The sequence below is a fragment of the Anaeromassilibacillus sp. An172 genome (assembly GCF_002160515.1).
In the GTDB taxonomy this organism is placed as follows: domain Bacteria; phylum Bacillota; class Clostridia; order Oscillospirales; family Acutalibacteraceae; genus Limousia; species Limousia pullorum.
The window spans coordinates 22,568-35,870 of record NZ_NFKS01000012.1 but is presented as its reverse complement, the minus strand read 5'-3'; the positions used below and the strand labels follow the sequence as shown (position 1 = coordinate 35,870).

Genomic DNA, 13,303 nt, shown 5'->3' with positions numbered 1-13,303 from the left:
CCTTATTCGTACTTTGCAGAAGCTATGGAAAGCAGCTTGACCACAAGCTTTTCCGTAAGGATTTTTTCGTCTATTGTAACTGTTCTCATAGCCGAGGAGGTTTTCATTATCTCTTCCAAACTGTCACGCAGTGCGTCTGTTGAAAGCTTTGAGGTTTTTGTCTGAGCCTTTCCCAGCACAAAAGCTCTGTTTCTGTAGTTAAATATTTCTGCGGCTGTGGTTGTTGGCTCTCCGCTTTCGGCGCATACCCTTGCCCTGTAAAAATCCGTATAGGCTGTGGCAAGGGTTGCCACAACAGAGCTTGCCTCAACTCTCTGATAAAAAAGTCCGTTTAAAAGCTTTAAAGCCTTGTCGCTGTTTCTCTGAACAATACTGTCAGCCAAATTGTAAATGTTTGTTTCAATGCTTGGAGCCACTAAAAGCTCCACCATTTCCAATGTTATTTCTTTACCGTCCGCATAAGCTGTAAGCTTTAAAAGCTCGTTGTTAAGTCTGTTTAAATCAGTTCCGCAGATGTCCACTATTTTCCCTGCCAAAGCTACAGAAAGATTGCAGCCAAGCTTTCCTGCACGGGCGGCAAGCTGCTTTGAAAGCACCGCAGGTGACCTGTAATCAAATTCCGTAACAACCCCGTCGGCAGATTTAGAAATAAAATCATGCACCTTTTTAAATTTCTGGGATTTTTTCAGATTTATATCAACCGAGGACATTTCAAAGAGCAAAACCGATGTATCGGGAACTGACTTTAATATCTCCATCATCTTCGAGGTATAGTCGGCTTTCAAACTGTCAAAGTCCATATTTTTTACCACAACCATATTCAGGTCGCTTAAAAAAGGAACCATGCCCAAGGCGGCGTATATATCGTCTGGAGAAGCTTCTCCGTCGAAAACATGCATATTAAATTCCGGCGGTTCTTTTCCCATTATTTTTTCCACCGCCATTTGTGAGTATTTTTTTACAAGAGCCTTTTCCTCGCCGTACAAAAAATAAATTCTCTTAAAATCTCCGGAAGTAAGCTGCTTTTTTAATTCTGTTTCATTGGCTATCAAAAAATCACCGCCTGTATATAATAGTCTTTATCCGTTCAATTAACAAAGGGCAGACAGCAAACCGCCGCCTGCCCGATTTATTATTTTTATTTATAGAAAAGAGGAAGCTTCTCAAGGAAGATAATATCGTCTCTGTCAGCAGCTTCGCCCTCTGCCAAAACAGCCGCCTTGCCCACTACATTGGCTCCGGCTTTTTCTGCCAGCTCCTCAAGGGCTTTCAGGCTTTCTCCTGTTGAGATAACGTCATCAATAATCAAAACTCTTTTTCCTCTTAATTTTTCCACTCTGTCACCGCTGAGATAGAGTCTCTGTACCTGGGCTGTTGTTATGGATTTAACCTCAACCCCTATATAATCCTTCATATATGTTTTAATGCCCTTACGTGCCACAACATAGTCACGGCAGCCTATTCTTGCCATCTCATAAACAAGAGGAATTCCTTTTGCCTCTGCTGAAAGCAAAATGTCATGCTCAGGGCATTTTTTCATAAGCTCCTGTGCAACCTTCTCTGTAAGCTCTACATCTCCGAACATGATAAATGCGGCAACGTCAATATGGTCGCTGACTTCACAAAGGGGCAGCTCTCTTACACAGCCGGCAACATTAAGTGTATAGATATTATTCATAAAATCATAAATCCTTTCAACAATTACTTTAATCCATTCCTCTTGGTCTTATGCCATATTTACATTGAGTTTCTTTCCGCCGAGAATATGGAAATGGAGATGGAAAACAGTCTGTCCGCCGTCCTCTTTACAGTTGTTAACTATTCTGTAGCCGTTTGTAAGTCCCAGCTTAGCTGTGATTTCAGGAATTTTTGAGAAAATATAGCCAACAACAGCGGAATTCTCGCTGTTAAGAGCATCTGCACAGCAGATATGTTCCTTTGGAATTACCAGAACATGTACAGGAGCCTGAGGCTCAAGGTCATAAAAAGCAAGAATTTTATCGTCTTCGTAGACTTTATTTGAGGGAATTTCACCGTTTGCAATTTTACAGAAAATACAATCCATTTTCATTATCTCCTTTGTTAAAATTCTTTATTCTGCTCTGTTTAAAACATCAAAAAATAAATACCACAGAGCACCTCTGTGGTATATTTTATAGCTTTTGAATTATTTAGTCAATATGCAAGTTAAGAGCTTTGTTTCTTTTTACTTGTAATTTTCTTTTCTTCGCCTCTGATAAGACGTCCTATGTTCTTTCTGTGCATTATAATTACCAGCAATCCGATAAGTACTGCAAAGCCTGTTGTTATCATAACATAGTCCATGCTGATTGGATATTCAGTATTCAAGCTTCCCAGGTAGTCGAACATGTAAGCAAAATAGTATGTATATACAGGGAAAAGAACTGCACAGACAAGTGAAGCTAAAGAGATTATTTTCTTTATAAGGAAAACAATCAAAAATGTCAAAAGCACAAGGGCAAAAACTCTTATATCAACAACAGCCATCAAAGCTGCTGAAGTTACAACGCCTTTTCCTCCCTTAAAACCGAAGTATACAGGGAACATGTGACCGAGGATACAGAAAAGTCCGCCGATATAAGCACCGTATCTTGCGTACTCTGCCAAAAGCTGGGGATTTGCGGCAGTTACGAAAGAGTAAACCAAAACGCTTCCTGCCACTGCTGACAAAACGCCCTTGATAAAGTCAAAGGTGATTGTAAAAATAGCAGGACCCTTACCAACAGAACGCAGAACATTTGTAAATCCTGCGTTTCCGCTTCCCATTGTTCTTATGTCGGCATTTTTCATAACCGCTCTTGTAATAAGAACCGCAGAGTTAACGCTTCCCAAAAGATAACCAATAACAGCAATGATAATAAGCAGTACAATGTTTGATGTAAAAAAGTCCAACATTACTTATCGCCTCTTTCTCTGATAACGAATCTTATAGGTGTGCCCTCAAGACCGAATGTTTCTCTTATTCTGTTTTCAAGATAACGCTGATAGGAAAAATGGAACAGCTCCGCATCGTTGCAGAAGCATACGAATGTAGGCGGCTTTGTGCTTGCCTGAGTCATGTAGAATATTTTCAGTCTTCTTCCCTTGTCTGTAGGAGGCTGAACCCTTGTGGTAGCCTGAGCCAAAAGCTCGTTGAGCATACCTGTCTTTATTCTCATGGAGTTCTGGTTTGCAACGTGCTTGATAAGCTCGAAGAGTCTGTCAAGTCTTTGACCTGTCTTTGCTGAAATGAAAACCATAGGAGCATATGACATAAAAGCAAACTCTATGCCAAGACGCTTTCTGAACTCGTTCATTGTCTTGTCGTTTTTCTCAACTGCGTCCCATTTATTTACAGCTATAATACAGCCCTTTCCGGCTTCATGGGCAAGACCTGCGATTTTGCTGTCCTGGTCGGTATAGCCAACCTCGCCGTCTATCATAATAACGCAGACGTCGCATCTCTCTATAGCCATTTTAGCTCTGATTATGCTGTATTTTTCAATATCGTCGTCAACCTTGCTTTTTCTTCTAAGTCCGGCTGTATCTATAAAGTTAAACTCGCCGAATTTATTAACAACTCTTGTGTCGATACTGTCTCTGGTTGTTCCAGCGATATTTGAAACAATGCAGCGTTCCTCACCGGTGATTTTATTTATAAGGGAGGATTTTCCCGCATTAGGCTTTCCGATTACCGCAACGCTTATAACTTCGCTTTCCTCTTCCTCGTCTGTTTCAGGAGGGAGAAGGTCGTACACAGCGTCCAGCAAATCGCCTGTTCCGTGACCGTGAACAGATGAAACCTGTATTGGGTCGCCTATACCCAAATTGTAAAACTCGTAAAATTCAGGCTCAGGCTCGCCTATTTTGTCGCACTTATTTACACAGAGTACAACAGGCTTGCCGCTTTTCAAAAGCATGGAGGCAACCTCCATGTCGGTGGCAACCATTCCTGTGCGTATGTCGGTAACAAGCACTGTAACATCTGCGGTATCTATGGCAAGCTCTGCCTGTCTTCTCATCTGAGAAAGTATAATATCATCAGAATGAGGCTCAATTCCGCCTGTATCGATTACGGTGAACTTTCTGTCACGCCATTCGCACTCGCCGAAAATACGGTCTCTTGTAACGCCGGGCTTATCGTCAACAATGGAAAGTCTTTGTCCCACAAGCTTATTAAAAAGAGTGGATTTTCCCACGTTAGGTCTGCCCACAATAGCAACTATGGCTTTTGCCATTTAATCACTCCTTCCTGAAGAAATAACAGCGTCCAGCAAATCTTGTCCGCCGTTATTGACCGGAAAAACAGGAACGCAAAGCTCCCGTTCAACATCCTCCAATGTGGTGTCGTCAAGGAACACCTCGCCGTCAAAGCGAAGCATTACCGATGGAATTAAAAGTCTGTCGCCGATATCCACATTTTTAAGTGTATCTATCAAATCTCTTCCAACCACAAGTCCGGAAACATTTACTCCGCCTCCGAAAAACTTATTTTTAACAGCCACCACGTTTATCTGTATATTTTCAAAAACATCTCTCACAACATTTAACATATCGTCAAGAAATGGTCTAACGCTTTCTCCGCAGGCAATGGTAACTTTTCCCTTTACCTTTGCCGCTTCTTCCTTATAGTTTTCTGCGGTTTCTGTGTATTCCTCCACCGCATAGGAAAGCTCGTCCTTTAACAGGGCTATAAGTCCAACACCGTTGTCGAGAGCCGGAAAATCCTCGTAATACTCCGCAGGCGGAATTTCTCTTCCCGCCTTTATATAAAGCTCATCGGCGGCATAAAAAATTCTTCTGCCGTATTTTTCCACACACCTGTCCCCGAAGCTCTCTATTATATCAAGAGTTTCCCCGGCGGTTTTGGGATTATACGGAGTAAGCTCAAAAAGTCCCTCTCTGTAGTCTGTAAGACCAACGGGAACAACTGCCGTCATGTTTACATTGAGCTTTTCCAAATCTGTGAGGGTTCTCACAAGCTCTTCCCCGTCGTTTATTCCCGGGCAAGCCACTATCTGACAATTAAGCTGTATTCCCGCATCGGCAAGACGCTTTAAAATTGAAAGGGACTCCCCTGCAAAGCGGTTTCCCATCATCTTTACCCTAAGCTCCGGATTAGTTGTATGGACGGAAACATTTATAGGGCTTATATGCATCTTGATAATACGGCTTATCTCATGCTCGGTAAGGTTTGTAAGGGTAACATAGTTTCCGAAAAGAAAGGAAAGTCTGCTGTCATCATCCTTAAAATAAAGGCTCTCCCTCATTCCCTTTGGAAGCTGGTCTATAAAGCAGAAAATACACTTATTTCTACAGCTTCTCTGCTTGTCCATAAGATAGGTTTCAAACTCAAATCCTATTTCATCGTATTCAGGCTTTTTTATTGTTACATTTCTTGTTTCGCCGCTTTGGCTTCTTATTTCCAGATTAAGCTCACGGTTTATCTGATAGAACCTGTAATCCAGAACATCCATAATTTCGTTTCCGTTTATGGAAACAAGGTACTCGCCTGAAAGTATCCCGTGTTTTTCGCCGTGACTGTTTTTTGTCACAGCTTTAATTAGTACAGCCACCGCAATTCCTCCCGAGATTTTATCTGTAAATTTATTATAACCAAAAATAATAAACTTTTCAAGACAAACAAAAGGGCGGCAGCGTGTTTTTTGTCGCACGCCTCCGCCGCCTTAATTCTTTTGTAAAGCCTGAATTAAGCCTCTTTTACGATAACCTGTCTGCCTCTATACATACCGCAGTTTCCGCAAACCTTATGCGGAGCCTTGAACTCGCCGCAGTTTGGGCATACACAGAGTGCCGGAGCCTGAAGCTTCCATACGTTAGAACGTCTTTTATCTCTTCTTGCTTTTGAAAGTTTTCTCTTAGGTACTGCCATCTCAAAGACCTCCTTCTTTTTATATCAATCAATTAACTGCTTTAGAATCTCGAGCCTCGGATCCACAGAACCCTTATCACAGCCGCAGTCACCCTCATTGAGGTTTTTTCCGCACTTCATGCACAATCCCTTACAGTCCTCACTGCAAAGAAATTTTGCCGGCAATTCCAAGATAATATCTGTTTTTACTACCTCATCAAGCTCAAGTTTATAGTCCGGTGTTTCGATATAGTCTTCATCGCTTTCTGACATAAGGCTTACCGCCAGTTTATGGTCAAACTCATAATGCATGGGTTTTTGTAGCAATTTAAGACATCTGTCACATTGTCTTGTATAGATAAAGTCCACAATTATCTTTAAATCAACAAGACTTGCTCTGTTTTTCGCCTCGGCATGAACCTTTACAGGAGTTTTGAATGGACAAACCCCGTAAAATTCAACGTCGTTCATTGGCAAATCATAGTCAACAGAGATGCTCTCCCCGTCATTTTGAAAGACCTTCTTCAGTTCCAGAAGCATAACAACACCTCAAGACAGGCAAATTTTTTTAAACGCCTTGAATTATTATAACCAAACAGGGACACTTTGTCAATAAAATATTTAAATTTTCTCGGTCTTTTTCAGAATATAAGAGCATATTTAAAAGGCTTCATCATTTTAACCTGTTTTTTTGATTTTTACCCCGAAAAAAAGCGAAAACCTCATGTTTTTGCACAAAAAGAAACTAAATCCAATCCCTTAAAGAGAAAAATTTTGGGACCGCTTTGCGATCCCAAAACTTTAATTTATTCCATTATGTCTGATTATTTATCAAAGAACCTCGCAGGTTGCCTTAACATCGTCCGGAATATCGTTTGCATCAGCAGAAATAAGAACTGTGAATTTAACGTCGGATGCCTTTGCAAGTGCGTCAATCTTGTCGATGAAAGCTGTAAGACCGCTCAAGCCTTCCGGGCAAATCTTGAATGTTGAATCGATAAGGATATCTGTAACATCATAGTTGCCTGCGCAGATACCGCTCAAGAAACCGAAAAGTACATCGTATCCTGCAATATTGTATTGATCTGTATCTATAAGTCTTGCCTTATGTGTAACGTCGTATGTAAGCTTTGCGCCCTTCTCGATAACAACTACGTTTCCTGAAGATGCCGCAACAGCCTCGTTAGCAAGTGAAATCAATTTTTTTGTTTTACCGGAACCTTTTTTTCCAATCAATAAAGTAACCATTTTGATAGTCCTCCTTAGGTATTTATAAATTCTGAAATCTAAATTTTATTTTATTTGAGACGAGCTTCAAGCTCTGCTTTCTGAGCTTCATATCCCGGCTTTCCGAGAAGTGCGAACATGTTCTTCTTGTAGCTTTCAACGCCAGGCTGGTCAAATGGGTTAACGCCCAGGAGATAGCCGGAAATTGCACATGCCTTCTCAAAGAAGTAAATAAGATATCCAAGCTCTGTTTCTGTCATTTCCTCAACATTGAGTACGATATTAGGAACTCCGCCGTCTGTATGAGCAAGCACTGTTCCCTCAAATGCTTTCTTGTTTACAAAATCCATTGTTTTGCCGGAAAGGAAGTTAAGTCCGTCAACATTTTCAGGATCTGTGCCAAGTGTTATCTCTCTCTTGCACTTATCGAAAAGTACAACTGTTTCAAAGAGATTTCTTCTGCCGTCCTGGATGTACTGTCCCATTGAGTGAAGGTCTGTTGAAAAGATTACGCTTGCCGGGAAAAGACCCTTGTTATCCTTGCCTTCGCTCTCTCCGTAAAGCTGCTTGAACCACTCGTTCATAAGTGCAAAAGCAGGCTCATAGGAAACGAGGATTTCAGTTGACTTACCCTTTCTGTAAAGGATATTTCTCAAAGCTGCATATTTATAGCAATCGTTTGTCATCAGGTCGCTGTTGTCAAAATCACTTTCAGCCTTTGCAGCACCTGCCATAAGAGCGTCAATATCTGCGCCTGCAACTGCTATCGGAAGCAAACCTACAGCTGTAAGAACTGAAAATCTTCCGCCTACATCGTCCGGAACTACAAATGTTTCATAGCCCTCTTTTGTTGCAAGCTCTTTGAGTGTGCCTCTTGCCTTATCTGTTGTGCAGAAAATTCTCTCTCTTGCGCCCTCTTTGCCGTATTTCTTTTCCAAAAGCTCACGGAATACTCTGAAAGCTATAGCAGGCTCTGTTGTTGTGCCTGATTTTGAAATCATATTTATAGAAACATCTTTGCCCTCGCAAATCTCTATAAGCTCTGAGAGAGCATTTGAGCTGATGCTGTTTCCTGTGAAATAAACCTGTGGAACATCCTTTGCAAGCGCATTGTAGTTAGGTGATTTGATAAACTCGATAGCTGCTCTTGCGCCAAGGTAAGAACCTCCGATTCCGATTACCACAAAAACATCGGTATTCTTCTTGATTTTTTCAGCGGCAGCCTTAATGCGTGCAAACTCTTCCTTGTCGTAATCAGTGGGAAGGTGAAGCCATCCTATAAAATCATTTCCCAGACCTGTTCCTGCGTGCAGCATTTCATGAGCTGTTTTCACGTAAGGAGCCATAGCCTCATACTCTTTGTCGGAAATAAAACCTTTTACATATTTGTCAGTAAGCTTTGTCGCCATTGTAACTTCCTCCCTTATTTTTACCGGATACATATTGTCCGATACTTCTTATTGAAAACATTATACAATATTTCGGGCGGCAATGCAAGAAATTTTTGTTGTTTTCATTTATATTATATCAGATATTTAAGCTGTCATCATATTCTGTCACATTATATTCATTGTAAGTGTTTTATGTAGTAAACAGATTTTTTATCATAAATGCGAATATGTCTTGAAAATTCACCTCTTTTGATGACCCACCGGACAAAATGGGATATTCTGCTATTTTTTCTTCACCGGAATAAAAGCTCACAGTTCCTAATGACTGATTTTCTGTAACCGGCGCTTCAATCTCTTCCGGAAGCTCTACCTTTGCTTCAAGCTGTGACTTTGCGCTTTCGGTGATTATATCTTTTGGAATTTCATATTTAAGCTGTACGCTGTTTTCCATTCCGTTTTTCACTTTGATTTCCATTGGCGCATCCTCAGGCAAGGTCAATTTTGTCTTTTTATAGTTTGCAAATCCGTAATCCAAAAGAGTTGCCGCCGCCTTAAATCTGTCAGTACCTGTTTCGCTTCCCAGCACCACCGCCACCAAAGACAGTCCGTCCCTTTCCGCTGTTGCGCTGATACAGCTTCCCGCCTGGGAGGTTGTTCCGGTTTTCAGTCCGGTTATGCCGTTGTAGGATTTTAAAAGCTTGTTGGTGTTCACTATCTGGGTTTTTCCGTCACGGAGTTCGTCCATCCAAATTGATGTAAACTCAAAGATTTCCTCGTGCTTTATAAGTTCGCAGGACATAAGGGCAACATCGTAAGCGGTTGTAAGGTGTCCCTCTTCGTCAAGTCCGTTGCAGTTTTTGAAAACCGTGTTTTCCATTCCCAAAGCCTTTGCCTTTTCATTCATCTGTCTTACAAATTCATCCTCTGTACCGCTTACCGCCTCCGCCAAAGCTACAGCGGCATCATTAGCAGAAGCCACAACCGTAGCTTTTACCATGTCCCTTACCGACATCTGTTCCCCCTCTTCCAGCCATATATCAGAACCTCCCATTGAGGCGGCGTGGGCAGAAGCGGTTATCATTTGGTCCCAGCTGAGCTTTCCCGAGTCTATGGCCTCCATTACCAAAATAAGGGTCATAACCTTTGTGACCGAGGCACAGGCTCGCTGTTCGTGAGCGTTTTTCTCATAAAGCACCTTCATAGTTTCAGGTTCAATTAAAACTGCGCTGGGCGCTGTCACCTCGTCGTCTGACAAAGCTGAAACCGAAACTATATTAAGTGGCAGTAAAAAAACAAAAGCCAACACCAGAGAAAGGATTTTTTTCATAGATTTTCACTCCCATACAAAATATATCAATAATTGATATTCAGGGAACTATATGTTTATTACCTTATAAAAAGCAAGACTGCGGCAAAAATACCGCAGTCTATTTTCTTTAATTATTGAGTTTTGCTCAATGGGTATCAGTTTTTGGAAGAAGCAATCATTATTTGAACTGCTGTGGCATCTGCAATGGAAATTATATTGTTTCCGTCTACATCGGCAAGCTTTTCATCAAAGATTTCGCCTGTAAAATCCATCTTGGTGATATACTTCTGTATCATTGTAACATCCTGTACGTTCAAAAGTCCGTCGTGGTTTACATCTCCCATTTCAAATGCTTCTTCTGAGGAAGCGTCCTCGTAGAATTCCAGCATAGCCGCAGACATAAAGCCTCCAACGCCTTCTGTTGCCACAAATTTCACATACTGAGCTTCAACCGGAGTTTCAAACTCTATTGTTTTCTTTTCAGCGTTATTTTCCCAGCCATAGCCGGAAGCAGAAAGTTTCCAGTCTTTTCCGTCAAGGCTTGTATATACTTCATATGACAAAACTCTTCCGTTTCCTGAGTCCTGTCTTGGTGTGTACTCAAAGGCTGAAAGCTTTACAGCCTCGTCAAATTTAATTGTTATATATCTGTCTGTGTCGGAACCGTCCCAGAGGGTATGCCATATAGTATTTATATCGCCGTTAATAGCATTTTGCGCCATATTCTCATGTGATGCTTCCTCGCTTGAAACATCTTCAACTGTAATTCTGTCAATGGTTATATATTTTCTGTCTGTGCTTGTATTGTCAGAAAAACTAAAGGTTTTTTCAGCACTTTGAGTGGTTGTTTCATGAGCTTTTATTCTGATGGTTACATTTATATCCCCGTCAAATCTTATATCCTCTGTCAAGTCTTTCCAGATACCGTCGCCTGTGTGATACTCCAAAGGCTCGTCAATACCGTAAAACTTGTTTTCGTTATCGTTGAGATATGCTGTATTTGGCAATTCTCCCTGTGTGATATCTATTGTGTAATAATTTGTTGTACCCTGCAATCTCACAAGTATATTGTCATTATCATTTACCTGTGCAAGCTGTTCTTCTGTAAGCTGTATTTCTGTTACAGTTCCTGCGTTTATCCAGCTTTCCTCGCCGTCGCCGCTTATGCTGTAAAGGAGCTGGTTTTCGCCGCTGTACATATCGTTCAAAACTATTTTTCCGGCATTTTCACCGTCAAAGGAGAATGTAGCCATAGGCTCTGTATTTCCAAGCAAGTAATTTGCCATTGTTTTGGCATCGTTAGGCTGTAAAACATCCTCTGATGTGGCGTTTGCAGCATCGTTTAAGGAAGCCTGAATGTAGTTGTCAATCTGTGAAAGTGCAATTTCATCTTCCACATACGATGAAAGCAGATTTGACAGGATATCGCTCATTGGCAGAGGATAGTATTTAAGATTTTCTGAAATTCTCTCTGCAAGCTTTAAAAATTCATCCTCGCTCTTGTCGGCGTTTCCATAGGCCTTTATAAGTCCTTCCCAGGAATCCAGATTTTTATTTTCTATTGCAAGAGCTTCTTCATAAATCTCAATCTGGGTTTCAGGGTCATCTGAATAAACCTTGGCAAGCTTGTTGAGCTTATTGGATTTATAATATGTTTCCTCGTTGTTGAGAACATCCTGAGCTAAAAGCACATAGCTTGCATAGTAGTAGCTTGCCCATTCCTGATTTCCCCAGCCTATGAGCATTCTTCTGTCCTCTCTTGTTGGGTCCTCTTCTCTTCTTGACTGACTCCATCCGGAAACATCGTTTCCTATGCTCCATACATATTTGCCGTCTTCATTTCTTTCCATCTGGAGATATGCAGCATGTCCCGGCTGTCCAACAACAACTCCCGGAACTCCGAAAGCTGCCAAAAGGTTTGTTCCGGTCTTTGCAATTCCTCCGCAGACTGAGCCCTCTTCAAAAACTATCCAAAGCTTTGGATGTCCATCCTCATAAGCCACATTTATATCATAGACGCTGGCTTTTCCGTTTGTTTCTTCATCGGAAAGCTTATATTCGTTTGTAAGCTTCCATTTTTCCTGCCATGCCGCTTTATTCTCTTCTGAATAATATTCAGGCTTGAGGTAATCGTATCCGAACTGATATGTAATAAAATAATATGGACCCGGTGTAAAGTTATCAATTGTCAGTTCTCCCATATCTTTTCTGTCTGTATGGAATCTTACATAGTAATTGAGCCACTCTATCTGGTCGTCGCTGATGAGATTGTTCATTACCCAGCGCATTTCCTCTATGTTTAAATCCTCAAAAACATCATTTATAAGAAGCTCATTATCATAAAGCTTTTTATAAATTTCATATCTTTTAACAGGGTCTGAAATCTGATTTCCGTCCTCCCAGAAAGGAACATTTATAGAGTGTGTCAAAGACAATGTCACCATCATCTGTCTGTAAAGCTCGCCGTGTTCAATATCCTGCAAATCCTCTCCATGAGAGCTGAGAAGTGCCTTTAGAACATCAAGGGCTTTATCATAAGAAGCTATTGAATCTCCTCCCTGCATATAAAGCTCCAGCAATTCATTGTCTTCCATAACCTGCTTTAAAAACTCTGCATTTTCCTCTGTTTTGCAGTAATAATTCAAAACAGAATATCCTGCCATATCAACAAAATTTTTTTTAAGCAGAAGATTTTGAAGCTCCTGGTTTTCCTCAACAAGCTGTTCAAAGGATTTACCAGGATTTTGGTTAACTACATCCTTTATCATTGCGTCGTACTCATCAAGAGTTTTTATAACCTTTGAAGCCTCCGGAACATAGTCATCCTTTATAAGCTTTGCATCTGCAATAACTGAATGGTCTGCACCGTCGTTTTCGTTTTCAAATGATTCTATTTTCAAATATCTTTTTCCGGTCAAGTCAATATCCACAAATACAGACTCGGTGGTTCCTTTTAATGTTCCTGTTTCAACAACTGTTTCCCATACTGAATTGTCGGAGGATACGGAAACCTTAAAGGTCACACCGTCTCCGCTGTCCCATCTGGAAAAATCAACTCCGAGATATGCGGTAAATCTGGTCATATCCTGATTTTCTACATAATCACCCAAATCGTAAACAAGTATGGACGGTGCATGTGCTCCCAATCCCTTGTCAAAATAGAACCTTTTACCGTTTACCTTCAGGGAAATCTGATCTCCCTCTATGTTTTTATCAAACATCAGATTACCGTAACCAACGCTTGATTTTATAAGCGCAGTACCTGAAATATCCGACAAAAACACTTCCTCGTTGCTTACATTAAGCTCTGTTATGCTTGCTGTTTCTGTATCATGTGTATAACTCTGTGCCGAAACAGAGGTTACAACAGAAACCGTCATAAGAACAGAAAGTATAACAGACAAAATTTTTCTGTGCAGTTTTTTCATACCAATACTCCTATCTGTGATTTTTTTAATATTTGCTGTAATATATCTTCTTTAACAAGTATATCATACATAAATA

At 40.8% G+C, this 13,303-nt stretch carries 12 protein-coding genes; all 12 read right to left on the bottom strand.

Features of this window, described 5'->3' with window-relative positions:
* Window positions 1-2: 2 nt before the first annotated feature.
* A complete protein-coding gene (gene holA, locus B5F08_RS07155) occupies window positions 3-1,052 on the bottom strand; it encodes a DNA polymerase III subunit delta (protein WP_087377811.1) in 1,050 nt (349 codons plus the stop codon).
* An 86-nt stretch (window positions 1,053-1,138) separates the two neighbouring features.
* Window positions 1,139-1,678, bottom strand: coding sequence for a phosphoribosyltransferase family protein (locus B5F08_RS07150; RefSeq protein ID WP_087377809.1), 540 nt, complete (start codon window positions 1,676-1,678; stop codon window positions 1,139-1,141).
* 48 nt (window positions 1,679-1,726) lie between these two features.
* Window positions 1,727-2,065, bottom strand: coding sequence for a histidine triad nucleotide-binding protein (locus B5F08_RS07145; RefSeq protein WP_087377807.1), 339 nt, complete (start codon window positions 2,063-2,065; stop codon window positions 1,727-1,729).
* A 122-nt stretch (window positions 2,066-2,187) separates the two neighbouring features.
* Window positions 2,188-2,916 carry a glycerol-3-phosphate 1-O-acyltransferase PlsY gene (gene plsY / locus B5F08_RS07140; RefSeq protein WP_087377805.1) on the bottom strand — a complete coding sequence of 243 codons (729 nt, stop codon included), beginning with the start codon at window positions 2,914-2,916 and terminating at the stop codon, window positions 2,188-2,190.
* Window positions 2,916-4,238 (bottom strand): ribosome biogenesis GTPase Der, encoded by a 1,323-nt coding sequence (gene der, locus B5F08_RS07135; protein WP_087377803.1) that lies wholly within the window; start codon window positions 4,236-4,238, stop codon window positions 2,916-2,918. Before der ends, plsY begins: the two co-directional genes overlap by 1 nt.
* The gene (locus B5F08_RS07130; RefSeq protein WP_087377882.1) at window positions 4,239-5,576 is read right to left on the bottom strand and encodes a DUF512 domain-containing protein; all 1,338 of its coding nucleotides are present in this window, start codon (window positions 5,574-5,576) and stop codon (window positions 4,239-4,241) included.
* Between the two features lie 134 nt (window positions 5,577-5,710).
* A complete protein-coding gene (rpmF, locus tag B5F08_RS07125) occupies window positions 5,711-5,893 on the bottom strand; it encodes a 50S ribosomal protein L32 (RefSeq protein ID WP_087377801.1) in 183 nt (60 codons plus the stop codon).
* A gap of 24 nt (window positions 5,894-5,917) precedes the next feature.
* Window positions 5,918-6,412 carry a YceD family protein gene (locus B5F08_RS07120; protein WP_087377799.1) on the bottom strand — a complete coding sequence of 165 codons (495 nt, stop codon included), beginning with the start codon at window positions 6,410-6,412 and terminating at the stop codon, window positions 5,918-5,920.
* 291 nt (window positions 6,413-6,703) lie between these two features.
* Window positions 6,704-7,120 (bottom strand): hypothetical protein, encoded by a 417-nt coding sequence (locus tag B5F08_RS07115; RefSeq protein WP_087377797.1) that lies wholly within the window; start codon window positions 7,118-7,120, stop codon window positions 6,704-6,706.
* A 50-nt stretch (window positions 7,121-7,170) separates the two neighbouring features.
* Complete coding sequence (locus B5F08_RS07110) at window positions 7,171-8,508, bottom strand: glucose-6-phosphate isomerase (protein WP_087377795.1); 1,338 nt, start codon at window positions 8,506-8,508, stop codon at window positions 7,171-7,173.
* Between the two features lie 172 nt (window positions 8,509-8,680).
* The gene (locus B5F08_RS07105) at window positions 8,681-9,817 is read right to left on the bottom strand and encodes a D-alanyl-D-alanine carboxypeptidase family protein (RefSeq protein WP_087377793.1); all 1,137 of its coding nucleotides are present in this window, start codon (window positions 9,815-9,817) and stop codon (window positions 8,681-8,683) included.
* A 137-nt stretch (window positions 9,818-9,954) separates the two neighbouring features.
* Complete coding sequence (locus tag B5F08_RS07100; protein WP_087377791.1) at window positions 9,955-13,227, bottom strand: discoidin domain-containing protein; 3,273 nt, start codon at window positions 13,225-13,227, stop codon at window positions 9,955-9,957.
* Window positions 13,228-13,303 lie beyond the last annotated feature (76 nt).

Bases quoted from the DNA above. Each gene is read 5' to 3' on its own strand.
- B5F08_RS07150 (WP_087377809.1), bottom strand. From the start codon at position 1,678: ATGAATAATATCTATACACTTAATGTTGCCGGCTGTGTAAGAGAGCTG.
- B5F08_RS07145 (WP_087377807.1), bottom strand. From the start codon at position 2,065: ATGGATTGTATTTTCTGTAAAATTGCAAACGGTGAAATTCCCTCAAAT.
- plsY (WP_087377805.1), bottom strand. From the start codon at position 2,916: ATGTTGGACTTTTTTACATCAAACATTGTACTGCTTATTATCATTGCT.
- der (WP_087377803.1), bottom strand. From the start codon at position 4,238: ATGGCAAAAGCCATAGTTGCTATTGTGGGCAGACCTAACGTGGGAAAA.
- rpmF (WP_087377801.1), bottom strand. From the start codon at position 5,893: ATGGCAGTACCTAAGAGAAAACTTTCAAAAGCAAGAAGAGATAAAAGA.
- B5F08_RS07120 (WP_087377799.1), bottom strand. From the start codon at position 6,412: ATGCTTCTGGAACTGAAGAAGGTCTTTCAAAATGACGGGGAGAGCATC.
- B5F08_RS07115 (WP_087377797.1), bottom strand. From the start codon at position 7,120: ATGGTTACTTTATTGATTGGAAAAAAAGGTTCCGGTAAAACAAAAAAA.
- B5F08_RS07110 (WP_087377795.1), bottom strand. From the start codon at position 8,508: ATGGCGACAAAGCTTACTGACAAATATGTAAAAGGTTTTATTTCCGAC.
- B5F08_RS07105 (WP_087377793.1), bottom strand. From the start codon at position 9,817: ATGAAAAAAATCCTTTCTCTGGTGTTGGCTTTTGTTTTTTTACTGCCA.
- B5F08_RS07100 (WP_087377791.1), bottom strand. From the start codon at position 13,227: ATGAAAAAACTGCACAGAAAAATTTTGTCTGTTATACTTTCTGTTCTT.